The sequence below is a fragment of the Glutamicibacter sp. M10 genome (assembly GCF_025452055.1).
Lineage (GTDB): Bacteria > Actinomycetota > Actinomycetes > Actinomycetales > Micrococcaceae > Glutamicibacter.
Map to the genome: position 1 here is coordinate 335,691 of NZ_CP104918.1, position 17,014 is coordinate 352,704.

The following is a 17,014-nucleotide window of genomic DNA, read 5'->3' on the forward strand; positions in this document are numbered from 1 at the left end:
TCACTTCTCTAGATCAGCGGCATCTTGGCTGGCATCAACGATCTTCTGAGCATCGGACTTGCCAGCAAAGAGCAAGGCGATTTGATCATTCATGGCTCCACCGACTGAAGCACCAAAAGCGGTGTCGAAGTACAGCTGGAAGTAGGGCGCCTTGTCTCGAACGTCCATCATGGATACCAAGGCTGGGTCTGCAACGGAGTCTTTGGCCTTGGGGTTAGTAGGCAACCCCATGTCCAGCTCGGCAAAGCCTTTCTGAACTTTCTCGGAGACCATGTACTTGGCAAACTCGACTGCTTCGTCTGGAGCGTCTTGAGCTACCGCCCAGGCATCGCCGCCACCTAACTGTGCTTTCGGATCACCCTGGCCACCTTCAATTGCGGGGAAGGAGAACCAGCCGGTGTTTTTGCCTAGACCTTTACCGTCTTCGGTGAGCCCCTGCATTACGCCCGGTTCCCAATGACCGGCCAGTTCCATGGCAACTTTGCCGGTGGCTAGGAGGCCCGAGGCTGAGGTTGGACCGGACTGGGCTGGGGTGGAGAGGAATCCTGGGTTGAACGGCTCGGTCTTGATCAGCTGATCTACGTCTTCTCCAGCTTTCACAAAACACTGGTCGCTGAAATCCATATTGGTGACCGAGTCAGCCAAGGTTTGCTGGGCACATTCACGCACCGCAGCGTAGTACCAGTAGTGAGCTGCCGGCCATTTGTCACCCGCTCCTACGGAGATTGGGGTGATGCCAGCTTTTTTGAGCTTGTCACTGGCGTCAAGAAGGTCCTGCCAGGTTTCGGGCGCCTTGTCGACGCCGGCTTTTTTGAACAATGCTTTGTTGTACCAGAACCCTGCAGCGCCCAATGAGTACGGCAGGGCGTAGGTCTTGCCATCGATCTGCCAGCCGCCGGCGGTGTCTCCGAGGAATTTTAGTTCTTCGCTGGCTTGCTCGCTGAGGTCTTTGGTCAGCCCGGCTTCCACGTGCGCGGCCAGTTCCCCGCCACCGCGTTCCATGTACACATCTGGGGTGTCACCGCTTTGGAAAGCGGCGTCGAGTTTGGTGAGCATGTCTTCGTGCTGCATGGCGTTAACCTCGATGTCCACGCCTTGATGTGTAGCCTCAAAATCTTTGGCGACCTTTTCGTAGTAGGCCTTGCCTTCTCCGTTGTTCGAGTTGTGCCACCAAGTGATGGTGGTGGTTCCGTTTGTCGAGGCTTCAGGAGTATCAGAGCCTGAGGCGCAGCCGGAGAAAAGTAGCGAGCCAGTGGCTGCCAGCGCCAACATTTTCGCAGTTCGGGACTTGGACAACATACGTGTGCTCCTGTGCATTGATGATGTGATGACCCGTCGACTTCCACGCGGCAGGCACTTGGCTCCACCAAGAATTGCACTGTGACGCACGTCATGTCAATCGTTTTCGATAACGTTTTCGAAATCCTTAGCGAAAACGTTATCGAAAATTTGCTAATCACCGGTCACAAGTCCACAAACACCACTGTTTTCGCGGATTTATGCGCTACTGTTAGTCGGGTGATGACCCCTGAGACCCAACACCACGTGAATGCCACCGCTGGGCAGTTTCCAACGTCTGCCGAAAAGCCAGCGGAAGGCCGAGTGACCATCAATGATGTGGCACGCGTTGCCGAAGTTTCGGTGTCCACCGTTTCCAAAGTTGTTAACGGTCGTTACGGCGTTGCACCAAGAACCATCACTCGCGTGCATCAGGTCATCAATGAACTCGGTTACGAAACTTCACTGGTCGCATCCTCGATGCGCAACTCTCAAACGAACATTATCGGCATCCTGGTTGCCGAATTTGAGCCCTTCGCCCTGGAGCTTCTCAACGGAATATCCGCCACCCTGCGCGGCACCAAATATGACCTCATGGCCTACGCTGGCAACCTGAGCCCAGAAGGGCATATCGGCTGGGAACGTCGTTCACTCTCACGCTTGGGTGGAACGCTCATTGACGGGGCCATCATTGTCACCCCAACCGTAGAAATCCCGCACAGCTCAGTGCCTGTTGTCGCCATCGACCCGCAGGCCGGCACCGATATGCCCAACACCGTAGACGTGGACAATTCTGGTGGCGCATATACGGCCACCAAGCACCTCATTGATCTGGGCCATCAACGCATTGGGCATATCCGTGGGCGCGATGATTTGAATTCCGCACACCTACGCGAAGAAGGCTACCGGCGAGCGCTGGATGAAGCCGGCATCAAATTTGATGAGCAGTTGATCCACGCTGGCGATTACCAATGGGACACCGCGACGCAAGCGGCCGAACAACTCCTCGCCCTACCGGTGCCACCCACCGCAATTTTTGCGGCCAACGATATCTCCGCCTTGGCGGCCCTAGAGGTCGCCTCCGCACGTGGACTCGCCGTTCCGCAGGAACTATCCATTATCGGCTTTGACGATATTCCCGCCGCTGCCCAATCCGCCCCCGCGCTCAGTACCGTGCGCCAGCCGCTGCATGAAATGGGTAGTCATGCGGTGAGCATGCTCTTGGCTTTGCTTCAGTGTGAAGAGGTCACCGAGCCGCACCAGCTACCTGCCGTGTTGGTTCCGCGCGATACCACCGCTGCCCCACCGCAGAGCTAAAACAGTTCAGAAAACAGCCAACCCGCTATTCCGAATGATTCGGAATAGCGGGTTGTGAGACCAAAAAGCAACTACTGGTTACAGGCCCAGCTCCTTTTTGCCGTAGGCAAACAGGTACGGCACGCCAGCTTCAGATTCAATACGTTCCTTGGCACCGGTGTCACGATCTACGATCACGGCTACGGCAATCACGTTGCCGCCAGCTTTGCGCACACCTTCAACTGCGGTCAGCGCCGAGCCACCGGTGGTGGAGGTATCTTCAAGCACGATGACGTCGCGTCCCTCAACGCTTGGGCCCTCAACCTGACGACCCATGCCGTAGGACTTCTGCGCCTTGCGGACCACAAACGCATCAATGGCGCGGTCCTTGGCGCGAGCGGTATGCATGATGGCGGTGCCCACTGGGTCAGCGCCCATGGTCAAACCACCAACATTGGTGAATTCCAGCTTGGCTTCATCAAGCAGGTCAAGCATGACCTCGCCGATCAAACCCGAAGCTTCCTGGTGCAGACTTACACGACGCAGGTCGATGTAGTAATCGGCCTCCTTGCCCGAAGACAAGATGACCTTGCCACGCACAATGGCTAGTTCTTGGATCAGTTCTTTTAGTCGCGCACGGGCGCCGGTTTCGCTCATACCCTCGATTCTAGTCGGCATCATCGCTAGGCTGATTTTATGAACGCACAACGCCCCTTGGGTTACTGGTTAAAATTGGTGGATTCGCTGATTGACGAGCAGTTTGCAGCGACTCTAGAAGAACACGGTGTGACACGCCGGCAGTGGCAGGTCCTGAACTTGCTAGAACATCAACCTGCCAGCGAAGCGCAGCTAAACACCGACCTCTCCCCTTCTTCGCGTCCGAAGATGAACCGCAGTCGCTCAGTGAGCACTTGGCCGAGCTGGTGGAATCCGGGTGGGTCACCGTACATAACGGTGAGTATTCGATCACTGGACGTGGCCACACCTCACTGCTGAAGCTCAGCGAGCTAGTGGAGAAGATCCGCACGCAGTTCGGTCAGGATCTAGACGGCTCAGAATATGACGCTGTTATCCAGACTCTGGAAAAGATTGCGCGCAGCCTGGGCTGGGAGCCGGAGCAAGAGCCACAAACTCCCTAACCACTGATCAACGCCTATGTTGAGAACAGATTAAATTTCGCGGCAAACGCCATCGTAGTTGCCCTGCGCCCACCCCCACTGCCTAGGATTAAAGACATGCGTGAATTGCAATCACAGATCATTGAAGAGTTGGGCGTACGCCCTGAAATTGACGCCACGCAGGAGATCCGGCGTCGGGTCGATTTCCTCAAGGAGTACCTCGCCGCAACCGGCGCCAAGGGGTTCGTGCTGGGGATTTCTGGCGGTATTGATTCAACCTTGGCCGGTCGCCTAGCCCAGTTGGCAGTGCAGGAAGTCCGCGAGGCCGGCGGCGAAGCTCGCTTTGTCTCGGTGCGCCTGCCTCATGGAGTACAGCAAGACGCCGCTGATGCTGCCGCGGCCATGGATTTCGTCGCTGCAGATGAACAGTACGAAGTAAACATCGCAAAGCCCGTCGCCGCACTGGATGAAGCTATTGCCGATGCCGGTTTGGATAAGATCAGCGACTTCAACCGTGGTAACGCTAAGGCGCGTACCCGCATGATCGTGCAGTACGCGCTGGCTGGTGACCGCGGCCTGTTGGTACTGGGCACTGACCATGCTGCCGAATCCGTCACCGGATTTTTCACCAAGTTTGGCGACGGCGGAGCAGACCTCTTGCCATTGGCTGGCTTAAACAAGCGTCAAAACCAGTCCCTATTACGTGAGCTCCAGGCTCCTGAGTTGCTTTGGTCGAAGAAGCCTACCGCTGACCTTCTTGATGGGCAGCCGCAGCGCACCGACGAAGATGAACTTGGGCTGACCTACGAGCAGATTGATGACTATCTTGAAGGTCGCGAGATTAGTGAGGCTGCTGCCCAAGCCATCGAGAAGCGTTTTGTGAATTCCCGTCACAAGCGTGCAGTCCCAGCCACCTATTGGGACAAGTGGTGGCGGGCCTAAGGCTCACGCCAATCCGGTGATTTCCTTCAACGCCTGAACATGTTGCGCAAAGGCCTCTTGCCCGCTCGAAGTTAGCTTCGCCCAGGTACGGGGCCTTTTGCCTACGTAACCCTTTTTGATACGCACGTATCCAGCTGCCTCCAACGCGCTCAAGTGCCTAGAAAGCATCGAGTCGGAAATTCCCACCGTTTCCTTCAGGGTTTTAAAGTCAGCCTCATCTACAGCTCGCAAAGATCCCATGAGCGAGAGTCTGACCGGATTTGAGAAGTCCTCATTGAGTCGTTCGCGAGCGTGGCCACTCATTTGCGCACCATCACTATTCCAGTGATACACAGCGGCGCAGCTACGATAAGCCCCGTCAACGCGGTAACACCCCAACCCATTTCACCCGCGTTAAGCATGGCAACCGCAACCATGTACAGGGCCATACTCCCGAAGAATCCGCGAAGATATAGTTTGGAAAATCCCCGCGGTAGTGAACGGTATAGCTTTGCGTAGGCCAACGATATTGCTACAACAGCTATGCCAAAAAGTGCGGTAAGAATAATGAATCCGGTGAAGTTTTTCTCGGGGCGGTAGACCTGCAATAGGGCCGCTAGTGACCCGATGAGCAAACCCAAGATCACGCAGTAAACGCCCATGAGTTTGGCGCCGTAGCCGGAGGCGCGCTCCATGCGCTGTTGCACCACATTCAGGGCGGCCAGTTGCTCATCGGCATTCATCTGCTCTTCGGAACTCATTTGCCGGCCGCCTTGCGAGCTTTGTTCTGACGCTGTGCGTAAATAGAGGACATCGTCACGGTGACCGCGGTAAAGAAAACAATCCCCACGCAGAGCAGGTAGGAATGACCGGTAACGTAGGCGGTCATCGCCAAGGCGAGGAAGATCAAGCCTCCCGCGCTAATGATGGCGACGTACCAAGAATTGAAGGTCATCTTCATTGCCCTACTCCTTTGCCTGCGAACCTAACGAATACCTTCAGACTAACAAGTACTTTCCATATTGGAAAGTACTTGTTGAAACATTCTTTGAGCTACCGTGGCCATCAGGTCGAGCGGGCGCTCTTTTCATTCCCTAGGAAGTCCAAGTATATTGTTGGACTAAGTCTTCTAATTTAGGGGTATCTCAATGGCTTCACCTTTGTCCCGCGATCCGATCGCCCAAGCGCGAGAACAATGGATCTCACACGGGTGGAAAGCTGAGGCCGAACCGATGGCAGCAATCACCGCAGTGATGCGTACTGCCTCAATTTATTTACAACGAGCCGACTCCATCCTGAAGCCTCATGGCCTGACCTTTGCCCGCTTTGAGGTGCTTGCACTGCTGGGATTCTCCAAGCGCGGTTCCCTGCCTATGAGCCAGGCCAGCGAGTTACTACAGGTTCACGCCACCAGCCTGACCAACTCGGTAGACCGGTTGGAATCCACCGGTTTGGTTCGGCGCATGGCGCACCCTACCGATGGGCGCACGCGTTTATTAGAACTGACCAAACAAGGTCAGCAGGTATTAAACGCGGCCCGCGATGATCTTAACGAACTGCTCTTTGCCCAGAGCAATCTCTGTGCTTCGGACGCTACCGAATTATTTGAGATCCTCTCCCGCTTCCGCAAAGCCTCCGGAGACTTCGTCTAAAGTCTCAAACCATCAGCGCGAAATTTAGTGCTCCAGCAATGCAAAATTCAGCTCCGCCCCGGGAAGGGGACCGAGCTGTTTTGCGGTGCGTTGTTCGTGGCTTAGGCCCGGCAGGTATTCAACCCAGTGTGGCGTCCGGTCCTTGTCGATAACCGCGGCCCGGATACCCTCAGCAAAATCAGGATCATCTAACCGGTGAACCACTGCACGGAATTCACGCTGGAGATCCACCCGAAGATCTCCTCCGGCTTGTTGTATCAGCTCATCGGTCAGTCGCACCGAACTTGGGCAGGCAGCTTGCAGCGCCTTCGCCATCTGTTGCGCCTTCGGAGCCGATTCTTTGTGAAGTTCAAGCAACACTGTTCGCAGATTCTGATGGGTGAAAGCCTGCACCCATTCTTCGTGCATAAACCCCTCGGCTGGCTCTTCAGCGAAATGCCCCAATAATGCATCCACCGGCTCACTGGCCAGCTTCTCTAGCAGTTCTGCTAGCCGCGCCTGCGGAACATAAACATCGGCCAGGCCGAGCAGCATGGCATCGGCTGCACCAAATTTGGTTCCGGTCAGGGCCGCAAGGCGGCCTGCTGCTTGAGGCGCCTTAGCTAGAAGGTGCGTTCCACCAACGTCTGGGAACAGACCGATACCCACTTCAGGCATGCCACAAAGACTTGTCTCCGTGACAATTCGGTGACTGCCATGGGCGGAGATTCCGATGCCACCGCCAAGTACGATTCCGTCCATGATGGCGATATATGGCTTGGGGTATTCACTGATCAAGGCGTTGAGTTGGTACTCAATACGCCAAAAATTCTCCGAAGAACCGGTGCGTTCCTTGATGTCTCGGTAAATAGCCACGATGTCGCCACCGGCGCACAGTCCCCGCTCCCCTGCACCTTGCACCGCCACCTGAACAATTTCAGGGTCATCTCGCCACTGCAACAAAGCTTCAAGAGCTAACTGGCACATTTCGGCATTAAGCGCATTCAGCGCTTTGGGCCGGTTCAGCGTGATCAAACCCAAATGCCCACGTCGTTCAGTCAAAATTTCAGGCAACGTTGCCTCCTTGGAATGAATGGCGCCACAGTTTGACTAAGAATATACTCGGGCTTCCGAGTAAATTGAAGTGGCACACTTCCGCAAACTTGATAGGTTGAACTAGTGAAGATTGCAACTTGGAATGTGAACTCGCTACGAGCCCGCGCTGACCGCGTGGAGGATTGGCTGCAGCGCTCAGATGTAGATGTCCTGGCTATTCAGGAAACAAAATGCAAAGACGATAATTTTCCGTGGGAATTGTTTGAGAACAATGACTACGAGGTAGCCCACTTTGGCGTGAACCAGTGGAACGGTGTAGCCATCGCCTCCCGTGTGGGACTCGAAAATGTACAACGAACGTTCCCGGGCCAGCCAGAATTTGGCAAGGGTGGCAAGAACCCGATTCAAGAACCGCGCGCCATTGCCGCGACGTGTGGCGGAGTCCAGGTGTGGAGCCTCTATGTTCCCAACGGTCGCGCCCTAGACGATGAGCACATGGCCTACAAACTTCATTGGCTTGATGAGCTGAAGCAGCGTTCTGGCCAGTGGCTCAGCGAAAACCCCGAAGCGCAGATCGCTTTGATGGGTGACTGGAATATCGCACCGAAAGATGAAGATGTCTGGGATATCGGCTTCTTCTTAGAGAACAAGCTCACCCATGTTTCCGCACCCGAACGCGCAGCTTTCAGCGCCTTTGAGGAGCTTGGATTCAAGGATGTAGTTCGCGACTACACTGAGGGACAATTCACCTACTGGGATTACACCCAGCTGCGCTTCCCAAAGGGTGAAGGTATGCGCATTGACTTCTCGCTAACTTCCCCGGCCCTCACCGCGCGAGTGACTTCTGCGAGCATTGACCGTGAAGAACGCAAGGGTAAGGGCGCCAGTGACCACGCGCCTGTCATCGTGGAGTTGTCGGACTAACTATGAACCCAAAATTGACTGGGCCCACCAGCGAACTTACTTCGGCCACAGCACTTCTTCGTGTCTACGAACCACTAGATACCTTTGAAGATTGGGCCCAGTCGATGATCTTGCGTGCGCCGGCACGCACCGCTGATCAATGGGATGAGTTTGAGAACGCACGTCTATGGCAGCGCACCTTGCGTAGCGTCTCAGACCCGTTCCCACACAACGAGCCCGAATTCTTCCGCAGCGTGAAGACCTTGGACTATCAGGGCACCGAACATACCCGTTACTGCCCCGGGCAACTGCAAGCCCGCAGCTTCCTGGCGACAGAACAAGCCGAAGAAGCCATTCGCCCCGAGGTATTCGATCTATTGGTTCCGCCGGTTTCTCGTGAAGCCAACTCACAGCGGATCGATCCAGATCGTTTGGCTGCAGATCTAACACACCTACATACCCGTACCTCTTCGTGGGGAATTCCGCTGAGCTGGTTTGCGCTGTTCCGTGAAGACGACGAATGCGAAACGGTGCACGAGGGTGAACGCCTGAAGACCGTGCGCATGTATATCGGTTTTGAACAGGCCGTAGAGCGCCTAGCCTGGGCCGTGCAGACTTTAGTTACCCATGCGCCGCAGTCCCAGCTTTTTGAAGAGCTAGGAGACCTCGGCAGTTGGCTCGAGTCCTTTGATAGCCGCTCGGTAATTGAGCTGGACTATGGGCTACTGGCTGAGATTGTTTGGCCCGATGATTCCGCCAGTGATCTCTTGGATGGCCTTCAAGCAATGGAAGATGGTGACATGACAGGCGCAGCTGCGGCATACCGCCGTTTGAGCAACCGATGGTTGGGTCCGCGTCACCTTGGTCGAGCGAACTGACGTGCTGTAGATACAGCAAAAGCTCCGGTAATCAATCCGGAGCTTCTGTTCATATGCGACCCTGACGGGACTTGAACCCGCGACCTCCGCCGTGACAGGGCGGCGCGCTAACCAACTGCGCTACAGGGCCTAGTGTTTTGAATTTATTTCAATACACACAGTAAAACCCTCGGTAAACCGAGGGCCTGCGTGGCTCCGACCGGCGTCGATCCGGTGACCTTTCGATTTTCAGTCGAACGCTCTACCAACTGAGCTACAGAGCCTGGTACCACTAAGTGGACACCAAATTTACTAATAGATTAGTAAATTGAGCGACCCTGACGGGACTTGAACCCGCGACCTCCGCCGTGACAGGGCGGCGCGCTAACCAACTGCGCTACAGGGCCTTGCTTTCGCAAGCCAATGGATTTCTCCATCTAACAATCATAAAATGATTGCTTGTACCCCCAACGGGATTCGAACCCGTGCCGCCGCCGTGAAAGGGCGGTGTCCTAGGCCGCTAGACGATGGGGGCCTAAGTTCGCTTCGGTTTCTTGCTTCTCCGTAGCGGACTCCAATAACTATACGTGGGGTTTTTTGATTTCGCAAAATCGGCTCCTGATCCAAATTTTCGATGCTCAACTCAGCGTCCTCGCCTAGGCTGAAAACATGCTTTTGAACATCAGCGACGACGAGTTTGAGCAGCTAGTTGAACAGGCCATCGACTCCATTCCGGACTCCGCCATAGACATGATGCAAAACGTCATTTTCTTCATCGAAGACGAGTACACGCCACGTCCAGGCGAGCCAGAAAACCTTGAAATCTTGGGGCTTTATGAGGGTACAGCCCTCACCGAGAGAGATTCAGGATGGGACGCCGGAGCGCTGCCTGACCACATTACAATCTTCAAAAATCCGACCCTTCGGGCCTGCGAAACTTATCAAGACGTGGTGCGTGAAATTCGAATCACGCTCATGCACGAAGTGGCCCATCACTTTGGAATCGATGATGAAAAATTGCATGCTTTGGGGTGGTCCTGAGGCAAAAAACGCAAAAACTTGTTTTGAGATCTGCCTCACAAAGTTCAACGAAGCTGGTGGCCAGAGACCGAATAAAAGAGAGGCGGACCACACGCCTGGCTCGCGCGGATACTTGGGAACACGCCTGCGTCCATCTTGCCGCTTTCCACTACGTGCCAAACGCTCCCTATTAACGCACCCACTTTTTACTGTCGTTAGGAATCACCCCGGGACGTGCTGCCCGCGTTACCAACGCTTCACCTTTAGTTCAGTGCACCAAGCCTCGGGACATAAATTCAGAAAATTTTTCCAAGGTTTCTTTCAGAAAGTTCACCACGCGCAATTACACGTTCCCGCAGATCACGCGCTAAAACCGCAGATGAATTACACGTTTGGGATTCATGTGACTGATGTGAACAGTGTTGCCAAGGGTGTCACGATTAGCCTAATGTGCTAATTGGAGTCTTATCCAAATCGTGATCTTTCTACCTCAGAGAGTCACGTTTTCAAGATTCCACGTCATCCAAGTACTTAGTGAGGAACGATATGGCTACTCGCCACACGCTCAGTGTTGCCGCAAGCACGCTGGCCCTAGCAGCATCCTGCCTTGCAGGTGCTCTACCTGCTTCCGCATCAACCGCTGCTACGTTCCCTGCATCTGTGTCCATTGCAGCTGCACCAAGCACTTCCGCGTTGCCTACTGACGCAGAGATCAAAGAAGCCAAGAAGAATAAAGACTCGACGAACGCGATGATCGCTCGCATCGAGGAATCCCTGGCTTCCAGCCGCGCTGAAATGCAGCGAGTAGAAAACGAAGCTGCTCAGGCGCAAGAGTCACTGCTATCGGCCGGCGAAGAGCGCGATCTGCGCACCGCTGATGCCAAGAAGGCAGTCCAGCAGCTGGATTACGCAAAAACCTACCTTGCACAGAGCCGCAAGGATCTAGGCGCTATCGCCTCTGATATTTACCGCAACGGTGCAGGCAACTCGACACTAGGCCTGTTGCTGGATGACAACCAGGATGGTGACCTGTTCCGAAAGGCCGCCACCATTGACGCACTGAGCGAACAGCAGGTGAAGTCGGTCAACACCGCTTCCGAAGCTGAAGCACTGGTTTCGGCATGGCAGGAATACGCTGACGCAGCACAAAGCGCCGCTGAAGATGCCGCCGCAAATTACGACTCCGCCGCAGCTACCGCCAACAGCACTCTTTCCACCTATGAGAACGCTGTTGATCCGGAAAAGAAGCTTCGCGATGAACTAATCAGCAACCTTGCTACTTTGCAGCAGAAGGAAAAGGCTGAAGTTCGCAAGGCAGTTGAGAAAAAGAGAACGAAGAGCAGCAAGCAGCCCTCGAAGAGGTTATCGCTACTGCAGACACTGCCGAAGCTCCAAAAGAAGCACCTGAAGCTATCAAGCCACTTGCTGTAGCTGCGCCACAGGAACTTGAGCCAACTGAAGACTCCAAAGAAGAAGCCACGGTTAAGCCAAAGGCCGTAGCAGAACCAACGGAACTTGAGACTACCGAGGACTCTGAAGAAGAGGACACGGTCAGGCCAAAGGCTGTAGAGCTCGATACGGTAACTCCTACCCTCGCTCCAGAACCTCCTAAGTCGGCTGATCCTGAGCCAACCAAGACTGCAGAGCCAAAACCAACTAAGACGGCCGAACCAAAGCCGACTAAGACTGCAGAGCCAAAGCCGACTAAGACTACAGAACCTAAGCCGACCAAAACGGCCGAACCAAAGCCAACCAAGACCGCTGAACCTAAGCCGACCAAAACGGCCGAACCAAAGCCAACCAAGACCGCTGAACCTAAGCCGACCAAAACGGCCGAACCTAAGCCAGCTCCAAAGCCACAGCCAACCAAGACTGCTGAGCCAGAGCCAACCAAGACCGCTGAGCCAGAGCCAGAGTCTTCAGGTAAGAGCTACTCGGCTGCTTTCGCTTGGGCGCTAAAGACCGCTGACGATCCAAGCAAGTACTACGTCTACGGTGCCAACGGTCCAAACGCATTTGATTGCTCGAGCTTCTCGCAGCGTGCTTTCGGCCAGTCGGGCATCAACCTGCCACGCACCTCGACCCAGCAGTTCTTCAGCGCACCACAGCACGTGTCGCTGAGCAACCTGCGCCCAGGTGACCTGGTGTTCTCGTCCTCCAACGGTGGCGCATCGTTCTACCACGTTGCGATCTACATCGGTAACGGCAACGTAGTACACGCCCGTAACCCAAGTGTTGGTATTTCGGTAACGCCATTGAGCTGGGTCAACAACCTGTACTCACAGGCAGCTCGCTACTAAGCAGCAGCCAACATAGACTAACGGCCACACACCCTTGGGGTGTGTGGCCGTTAGTCTATGTTCATTTAGTTATTTCTACTGTTCCTGGGCGCGAGTATCGAACTTATGACGATCAGCCAAGCGAGGATCCTCCGAGTCAGGGACCACCATCACCGGCCCCTTGAGTGGTGCAGCACGCCCTGAGACGTGGAGCCCAACAGCATGCCGGTAAATCCGCCACGACCTCGTGAACCGGTCACCGTGAGTACCGCGTGCTCAGACTCGCGAATCAGCACCTCCACCGGTGGCCCAGAAACCACGTCGGTTTCAATCTGCAAATCTGGGTAGTGGGAATTAAGCCATCGGGTTCCAACGCCCATCTGATAGCGGACATCTTCTAGCACTGCCTCCTGGTCGATGGTCGCTGGCATCCATGCCAGCGCTGCACCCACCGGCGGCACCGCACAAATCAGTCGGATCGGCAGGCCGATGGCCATCGCAGCATCAGCGGCAGCTAGCACGGCCGAACGAGCTCGGTCCGAACCATCAATACCAACCACCACCGCCTTGCGCTCATTTGTGCTCGCGGCTCCGGCTTCTTGCTCCTTGGACATGCACAAAGGCACCACGACGGTAGGGCACTTGGAGTGTGCCGGAAGCGCCGAAGACACCGAGCCGAGCAAGCGACCAACAAAGCCACCACGGCCTCGGGTGCCAACAACAACCAGCTCCGCATCCGCGCTAAGATCCAGCAATACACCGGCCGGATCCCCGGATTCGATATAGGTGCGGATCTGCGCCTGGCTGCCTTCAAGATCGGCCCGCGCCTGCCGGACGATTTCCTCGGCTCCGCCGCGAATCAAATCATCGTCCAGGGTCGAGTAACCAGCATCCATGGAGGACGCGGCGAAGACCGGGATGGTGTAGGCGGAAACGATATTCAGCACGCTTCCGCGGCGCACCGCCTCGCGTTCGGCCCACCGCAAAGCGCACTTGCTTTGCTGCGAACCATCAACACCGACAACAATTCCTTCGATCTTTTCTGCTGCGACTGGCGCTTCATCACTCATCTGAATCGCTCCTTCATAACCTCAGATCAACATGGGTGTGATTTCCCTTACCTCCAATGTACTTGCTTTGGCAGTTACTAGGTGTGAGTTGGGTCTAAAGTTTTCTGATTGTGCCTAGTTAGTTAGAAGTTAGATATCGATACGCAACAAAAACAACATAGAATTTTTCCATGTCCTCCTCCACCAAAACTGCTTCCGGCACGTCTGCGGCCGCGCGGATCGACCGGTACTTCAAGATTTCGGAACGGCGCTCCACGTTCTCCACCGAGGTTCGCGGCGGCATCGCCACCTTCTTCGCGATGAGCTACATCGTCGTCCTCAACCCGCTGGTGCTTTCCGGCGCCGACTCCTCGGGCGGCGAGTTGGGCATCCAGCGCGTTGCCGCGGTGACCGCTTTTGTGGCCGGCATCCTGACCATCCTCATGGGCATCTGGGCCCGCCACCCCTTCGCCATGGCCACCGGCCTTGGCGTCAACGCCTTTGTGGCCATCACCGTGGCCACCAACCCGGAACTGACCTGGGCCGACGTCATGGGCCTGGTGCTCATCGCCGGTGTGGTCATGTTCATCCTGGTGCTCACCGGGTTCAGAACCGCGGTCTTCAACGCGGTTCCGGCCGGGCTGAAAACGGCCATCGTCGTGGGCATCGGCATGTTCATCGCGCTGATCGGCCTGGTCAACGCGGGCTTCGTGCAGCGCATCCCGGACGCCGCGAACACCACCGTCCCGGTGGGACTGGGCTTTGATGGTGAACTGATGGGCTGGCCAATCCTGGTCTTCATCATCGGCTTGCTGCTGACCATGGCTTTAGTTGTCCGCAAGGTTAAGGGCGCGATCCTGATCGGTATCGTCGTCTCCGCGGTAATCGCCAACATCCTTGAATCCATCTTCCACATTGGCACGTTTAAGACCGGCACCTGGTCGCTGGTTGTTCCGTCCTTGCCAAACTGGACTTTGCCTGACCTGTCGCTGATCGGGCACGTCAACATCTTCGGCGCCTTCAGCAAGCTGGGCTTCACCGCCGCCTCGCTGCTGGCCTTCGTGATCCTGCTATCGATCTTCTTCGACGCCATGGGAACCATGGTTGGTCTGGCTTCTGAAGCTGGCACCATGGATGAAAACGGTAAGATCCCAGACGTGGATAAGGTCCTGATGGTTGATGCAGCCGGCGCTATCGTCGGTGGCGGTACCTCGAGTTCCTCGGCGCAAATCTTTGTGGAATCCGGCGCCGGCATCGGCGAAGGTGCACGCACCGGTCTGGCGTCTGTGGTGACCGGTCTGTTGATGATCGTGGCCATGTTCCTGAGCCCGCTGATCTACTTGGTGCCTTTCGAAGCTGTGGCGCCTGCACTGGTAGTTGTTGGTTTCATGATGATCACTCAGGTCTCAAAGATCGACTGGAACGACTGGGGCATTGCGCTGCCAGCATTCCTGACCTTCACCCTGATGCCTTTCACCTACTCGATCGCTAACGGCATCGGTGCAGGCTTCATCTCCTACGTCTTCATCCGCGCCACCCAGGGCCGCGCCAAGGAAATCCACCCATTGATGTGGGTTGTTTCCGCGGCCTTTGTGCTGTTCTTCGGCATTGGCTTGATTGAAATGTGGGTTGGGGTCTAATACTCACCACTTGTCTTCACAGCCCGTCATGACCTAGTCATGGCGGGCTGTTGTGCATCCAGAGCAAAGGCAGAAAATGGTTAGACTGTTGCTCATGAGTCAACAACAGACCAATGAGTGGATTCAGGTTGCTGCCGGGCTAAAAACCCTTCAATGCGTCAGCTTCTTGGTGCAGTGCTTTCCGGGTCCGACCTTGCTGAGCAACCTGCCAAAACCCAACGCAAAGATTTAGCGCGCTGGGTGAAAATCGGTTTGTTATCCGAAGCGGATGACTGTTGGGTACTCAACGAGCAGTTCTTGGAGCGAACGCTAGCCTCGGCCGCGGCAACAAAGCCGGAGTCCAGCGGCATTCAGCGTTTTTTCACCGGTCACCGTTTGGATACCTTGCCGGCCAAGCCGGCGGACCGCCACGAGGTACTGGTCTACCTTCGTGATGCGATCATCGGCCAGGATGATCAACTGCGCGAGGAACAGGTTAATGAGCGCCTGCGGGTCTTTCACCCCGATGTGGCACTGTTGCGTCGTTACATGGTTGATCACGGCCTTTTGCTGCGTGCTGCTGATGGCTCCAGCTACCAGCGCGGTGCCGCTAACTAGGCCAGGATTGCGCTGGCGCCGGTAGCGAAGCGTTGCACACCTGCCCCTGCAACCAACTGTGCTGGCAAGGGTGCGGTGCGCAGGTTGCGTTCAAATCCGGCCCCGAGCTTCAATGGTTCGTCGCTGGCCAAGAACACGATGTTCCCGTAGCGACGGCCCTTAAGCATTGGCGGGTCGGCGATCATGGCCACGTGTTCAAAGACCTCTAATAGGGTGGCGGCCTCAGCCTTAGCTCCGGCCAGATCGGCGGTGTCACCACAGTTGATGATGTACACACCTCCCGCATCCAGAACCCGCTGGGCATCTCGCGCATACTCCACCGTGGTCAGCTGCCGCGGTGTGGTGCTTCCGGCAAAAACGTCGCGGATGATGACGTCGCGGCTGTCATCACTCAGGGTTGGCAATACCGCGGCGGCATCGCCCACACGAAGGCGCACCAGCGGAGCACGAGGCACGTCGAATGAGGTACGGACCAGCTCGGCCAGCTTGGCATCGAGCTCCACCACCACCTGGCGAGCGTTCTCGTAGCTCGCGGCCACCCAGCGGGCCATCGAGCAACCGCCGCCGCCTAGGTGCAGCACCCGCAGTTTTCGGGCGCGGCCGTCAAAGTCTTCGGCGGGGAAACCATAGGTGAAAATCGGTTCCATCCAGCGCATGTACTCAAAGTCCAGGTACGTCGGGTCGTCGAGGTCAATATGCGAGGACGGGACCCCGTTGACCTTGAGGATGTACCGGTTTCCGCCGTAGGGATCGGACTCAATAATGGCTGTGCCCGTATCAATGGGGAATTCGCCGAGCAATGAGTCCTTGGAGTCCCTAGCCATGGGCGCGTACCATCCGTCTTTCAATCAATCCCTGCCAGGTGCCCACCAGTGACTCGGTAGTTCCATCGGCTTTAAAACCCTGCTTTTCAAAGAAGGCCTGGGCTCGCGAATTACCTTCCAGCACCCAAACCAGCGCATCACGCTGACCGAGCACCACGTCCATCAGGTGTGCACCCAGCCCGCTGCCGTAGTACTGCTTTTCTACGTAGAGCATGCCCAGCTCGATCTCAACGCCGGTGTCTTTGTCTTCTTCAATGGTTGGGGTACCGCCGGCAAGGCCAATGATCTTGCCCTGCTCATCTTCGGCGATAAAAAATTGCGCGCCGGAAGCCAAGCCCCGCTCCCACCAAGCTACTTGGCCTTCGAGCTGTTCTTGGTGATGGGCGAAGAAGGAGGGCTCGCGTAACGCAGCATAGGCTTCGCGCCAGGAATCAAGTTTCATTTCCAAGGCTGGGCGTACGTCGTTTTCGGTCGCCAGTCGGATTCGGTAGTCGTTCATTTGTGGCACATTTCTAGCCTACGGCAGTGCTTGGGCTTATTTCTTT

20 protein-coding genes and 4 tRNA genes are annotated in these 17,014 nt (G+C 55.9%); 11 read left to right on the forward strand and 13 right to left on the reverse strand.

The window, feature by feature from the left end; translation table 11 throughout:
• Positions 1–1,299 (reverse strand): ABC transporter substrate-binding protein, encoded by a 1,299-nt coding sequence (locus N6V40_RS01620; RefSeq protein ID WP_131090647.1) that lies wholly within the window; start codon positions 1,297–1,299, stop codon positions 1–3.
• An 81-nt stretch (positions 1,300–1,380) separates the two neighbouring features.
• Between N6V40_RS01620 and N6V40_RS01625 the strand changes: the two genes are divergently transcribed.
• Positions 1,381–2,595 carry a LacI family DNA-binding transcriptional regulator gene (locus tag N6V40_RS01625; protein ID WP_262198697.1) on the forward strand — a complete coding sequence of 405 codons (1,215 nt, stop codon included), beginning with the start codon at positions 1,381–1,383 and terminating at the stop codon, positions 2,593–2,595.
• Between the two features lie 78 nt (positions 2,596–2,673).
• Here N6V40_RS01625 and pyrE read toward each other — a convergent pair whose 3' ends face one another.
• Positions 2,674–3,231, reverse strand: a complete 558-nt coding sequence (pyrE, locus tag N6V40_RS01630; protein WP_207306536.1) for an orotate phosphoribosyltransferase — start codon at positions 3,229–3,231, stop codon at positions 2,674–2,676.
• 143 nt (positions 3,232–3,374) lie between these two features.
• On the opposite strand from pyrE, the gene N6V40_RS01635 reads away from it, so the two are divergent.
• Together N6V40_RS01635 and nadE are read left to right on the forward strand one after the other, a co-directional pair.
• Positions 3,375–3,713: a winged helix DNA-binding protein gene (locus N6V40_RS01635; RefSeq protein WP_262198700.1), complete on the forward strand. Its 339-nt coding sequence runs from the start codon at positions 3,375–3,377 to the stop codon at positions 3,711–3,713.
• A gap of 96 nt (positions 3,714–3,809) precedes the next feature.
• Entirely contained in the window at positions 3,810–4,634 is an 825-nt protein-coding gene (gene nadE, locus N6V40_RS01640) for an NAD(+) synthase (protein ID WP_131090650.1), read from the forward strand.
• A gap of 3 nt (positions 4,635–4,637) precedes the next feature.
• Here the strand turns inward: nadE and N6V40_RS01645 are convergent, their stop codons facing one another.
• From N6V40_RS01645 to N6V40_RS01655, 3 genes are read right to left on the reverse strand one after another with little or no spacing between them, the layout of a single operon-like run.
• Positions 4,638–4,937: a winged helix-turn-helix domain-containing protein gene (locus N6V40_RS01645; RefSeq protein WP_262198703.1), complete on the reverse strand. Its 300-nt coding sequence runs from the start codon at positions 4,935–4,937 to the stop codon at positions 4,638–4,640.
• Positions 4,934–5,374: a hypothetical protein gene (locus N6V40_RS01650; protein ID WP_262198705.1), complete on the reverse strand. Its 441-nt coding sequence runs from the start codon at positions 5,372–5,374 to the stop codon at positions 4,934–4,936. The genes N6V40_RS01645 and N6V40_RS01650 overlap by 4 nt, the downstream gene beginning before the upstream one ends.
• Complete coding sequence (locus N6V40_RS01655; RefSeq protein WP_131090653.1) at positions 5,371–5,574, reverse strand: hypothetical protein; 204 nt, start codon at positions 5,572–5,574, stop codon at positions 5,371–5,373. The genes N6V40_RS01650 and N6V40_RS01655 overlap by 4 nt, the downstream gene beginning before the upstream one ends.
• Before the next feature lie 187 nt (positions 5,575–5,761).
• Here N6V40_RS01655 and N6V40_RS01660 point away from each other — a divergent pair, with 187 nt between their 5' ends.
• Entirely contained in the window at positions 5,762–6,265 is a 504-nt protein-coding gene (locus tag N6V40_RS01660) for a MarR family winged helix-turn-helix transcriptional regulator (protein WP_131090654.1), read from the forward strand.
• Between the two features lie 24 nt (positions 6,266–6,289).
• Here the strand turns inward: N6V40_RS01660 and N6V40_RS01665 are convergent, their stop codons facing one another.
• Entirely contained in the window at positions 6,290–7,318 is a 1,029-nt protein-coding gene (locus N6V40_RS01665) for a 3-hydroxyisobutyryl-CoA hydrolase (protein WP_131090655.1), read from the reverse strand.
• Between the two features lie 105 nt (positions 7,319–7,423).
• Between N6V40_RS01665 and N6V40_RS01670 the strand changes: the two genes are divergently transcribed.
• Positions 7,424–8,224, forward strand: a complete 801-nt coding sequence (locus N6V40_RS01670) for an exodeoxyribonuclease III (protein ID WP_262198708.1) — start codon at positions 7,424–7,426, stop codon at positions 8,222–8,224.
• A 2-nt stretch (positions 8,225–8,226) separates the two neighbouring features.
• Positions 8,227–9,081 (forward strand): DUF8083 family protein, encoded by an 855-nt coding sequence (locus N6V40_RS01675; protein ID WP_131090657.1) that lies wholly within the window; start codon positions 8,227–8,229, stop codon positions 9,079–9,081.
• Between the two features lie 56 nt (positions 9,082–9,137).
• Here the strand turns inward: N6V40_RS01675 and N6V40_RS01680 are convergent.
• The 4 genes from N6V40_RS01680 to N6V40_RS01695 all read right to left on the reverse strand — a co-directional run bounded on the left by N6V40_RS01680 (position 9,138) and on the right by N6V40_RS01695 (position 9,595).
• Positions 9,138–9,211: transfer RNA gene (locus N6V40_RS01680), tRNA-Asp, on the reverse strand.
• A 60-nt stretch (positions 9,212–9,271) separates the two neighbouring features.
• Positions 9,272–9,344 (reverse strand) — tRNA-Phe (locus N6V40_RS01685).
• Between the two features lie 49 nt (positions 9,345–9,393).
• A tRNA-Asp gene (locus N6V40_RS01690) sits at positions 9,394–9,467 on the reverse strand.
• Positions 9,468–9,522: 55 nt separating this feature from the next.
• Positions 9,523–9,595 (reverse strand) — tRNA-Glu (locus N6V40_RS01695).
• A gap of 134 nt (positions 9,596–9,729) precedes the next feature.
• Here N6V40_RS01695 and N6V40_RS01700 point away from each other — a divergent pair.
• From N6V40_RS01700 to N6V40_RS17555, 3 genes are all read left to right on the forward strand, one after another.
• On the forward strand, positions 9,730–10,101 hold the full coding sequence (locus N6V40_RS01700; protein WP_131090658.1) for a metallopeptidase family protein: 372 nt from the start codon (positions 9,730–9,732) through the stop codon (positions 10,099–10,101).
• A gap of 525 nt (positions 10,102–10,626) precedes the next feature.
• Positions 10,627–11,511, forward strand: a complete 885-nt coding sequence (locus N6V40_RS01705) for a coiled-coil domain-containing protein (protein ID WP_262198710.1) — start codon at positions 10,627–10,629, stop codon at positions 11,509–11,511.
• Entirely contained in the window at positions 11,493–12,380 is an 888-nt protein-coding gene (locus tag N6V40_RS17555; RefSeq protein WP_396268605.1) for a C40 family peptidase, read from the forward strand. Before N6V40_RS01705 ends, N6V40_RS17555 begins: the two co-directional genes overlap by 19 nt.
• Positions 12,381–12,529: 149 nt before the next feature.
• On the opposite strand, the gene N6V40_RS01715 is transcribed toward N6V40_RS17555, so the two are convergent.
• On the reverse strand, positions 12,530–13,429 hold the full coding sequence (locus tag N6V40_RS01715) for a universal stress protein (RefSeq protein ID WP_315973748.1): 900 nt from the start codon (positions 13,427–13,429) through the stop codon (positions 12,530–12,532).
• A 170-nt stretch (positions 13,430–13,599) separates the two neighbouring features.
• Here N6V40_RS01715 and N6V40_RS01720 point away from each other — a divergent pair, with 170 nt between their 5' ends.
• Together N6V40_RS01720 and N6V40_RS01725 are read left to right on the forward strand one after the other, a co-directional pair.
• Entirely contained in the window at positions 13,600–15,048 is a 1,449-nt protein-coding gene (locus tag N6V40_RS01720) for an NCS2 family permease (protein WP_131090661.1), read from the forward strand.
• A 153-nt stretch (positions 15,049–15,201) separates the two neighbouring features.
• The gene (locus N6V40_RS01725; protein ID WP_262198715.1) at positions 15,202–15,645 is read left to right on the forward strand and encodes a DUF2087 domain-containing protein; all 444 of its coding nucleotides are present in this window, start codon (positions 15,202–15,204) and stop codon (positions 15,643–15,645) included.
• Here the strand turns inward: N6V40_RS01725 and N6V40_RS01730 are convergent.
• Both N6V40_RS01730 and N6V40_RS01735 read right to left on the reverse strand, forming a co-directional pair.
• A complete protein-coding gene (locus N6V40_RS01730) occupies positions 15,642–16,469 on the reverse strand; it encodes a spermidine synthase (protein WP_131090663.1) in 828 nt (275 codons plus the stop codon). The two genes, N6V40_RS01725 and N6V40_RS01730, sit on opposite strands and share 4 nt — an antisense overlap.
• Positions 16,462–16,968: a GNAT family N-acetyltransferase gene (locus tag N6V40_RS01735; protein WP_242632626.1), complete on the reverse strand. Its 507-nt coding sequence runs from the start codon at positions 16,966–16,968 to the stop codon at positions 16,462–16,464. The genes N6V40_RS01730 and N6V40_RS01735 overlap by 8 nt, the downstream gene beginning before the upstream one ends.
• Positions 16,969–17,014: the final 46 nt, after the last annotated feature.

Excerpts from the sequence above, each read along its gene's own strand:
- N6V40_RS01620 (WP_131090647.1), bottom strand. The coding sequence starts at position 1,299 with ATGTTGTCCAAGTCCCGAACTGCGAAAATGTTGGCGCTGGCAGCCACT.
- pyrE (WP_207306536.1), bottom strand. The coding sequence starts at position 3,231 with ATGAGCGAAACCGGCGCCCGTGCGCGACTAAAAGAACTGATCCAAGAA.
- nadE (WP_131090650.1), top strand. The coding sequence starts at position 3,810 with ATGCGTGAATTGCAATCACAGATCATTGAAGAGTTGGGCGTACGCCCT.
- N6V40_RS01645 (WP_262198703.1), bottom strand. The coding sequence starts at position 4,937 with ATGAGTGGCCACGCTCGCGAACGACTCAATGAGGACTTCTCAAATCCG.
- N6V40_RS01650 (WP_262198705.1), bottom strand. The coding sequence starts at position 5,374 with ATGAGTTCCGAAGAGCAGATGAATGCCGATGAGCAACTGGCCGCCCTG.
- N6V40_RS01655 (WP_131090653.1), bottom strand. The coding sequence starts at position 5,574 with ATGAAGATGACCTTCAATTCTTGGTACGTCGCCATCATTAGCGCGGGA.
- N6V40_RS01660 (WP_131090654.1), top strand. The coding sequence starts at position 5,762 with ATGGCTTCACCTTTGTCCCGCGATCCGATCGCCCAAGCGCGAGAACAA.
- N6V40_RS01675 (WP_131090657.1), top strand. The coding sequence starts at position 8,227 with ATGAACCCAAAATTGACTGGGCCCACCAGCGAACTTACTTCGGCCACA.
- N6V40_RS01700 (WP_131090658.1), top strand. The coding sequence starts at position 9,730 with ATGCTTTTGAACATCAGCGACGACGAGTTTGAGCAGCTAGTTGAACAG.
- N6V40_RS01705 (WP_262198710.1), top strand. The coding sequence starts at position 10,627 with ATGGCTACTCGCCACACGCTCAGTGTTGCCGCAAGCACGCTGGCCCTA.
- N6V40_RS01715 (WP_315973748.1), bottom strand. The coding sequence starts at position 13,429 with ATGAGTGATGAAGCGCCAGTCGCAGCAGAAAAGATCGAAGGAATTGTT.
- N6V40_RS01720 (WP_131090661.1), top strand. The coding sequence starts at position 13,600 with ATGTCCTCCTCCACCAAAACTGCTTCCGGCACGTCTGCGGCCGCGCGG.
- N6V40_RS01725 (WP_262198715.1), top strand. The coding sequence starts at position 15,202 with ATGCGTCAGCTTCTTGGTGCAGTGCTTTCCGGGTCCGACCTTGCTGAG.
- N6V40_RS01730 (WP_131090663.1), bottom strand. The coding sequence starts at position 16,469 with ATGGCTAGGGACTCCAAGGACTCATTGCTCGGCGAATTCCCCATTGAT.
- N6V40_RS01735 (WP_242632626.1), bottom strand. The coding sequence starts at position 16,968 with ATGAACGACTACCGAATCCGACTGGCGACCGAAAACGACGTACGCCCA.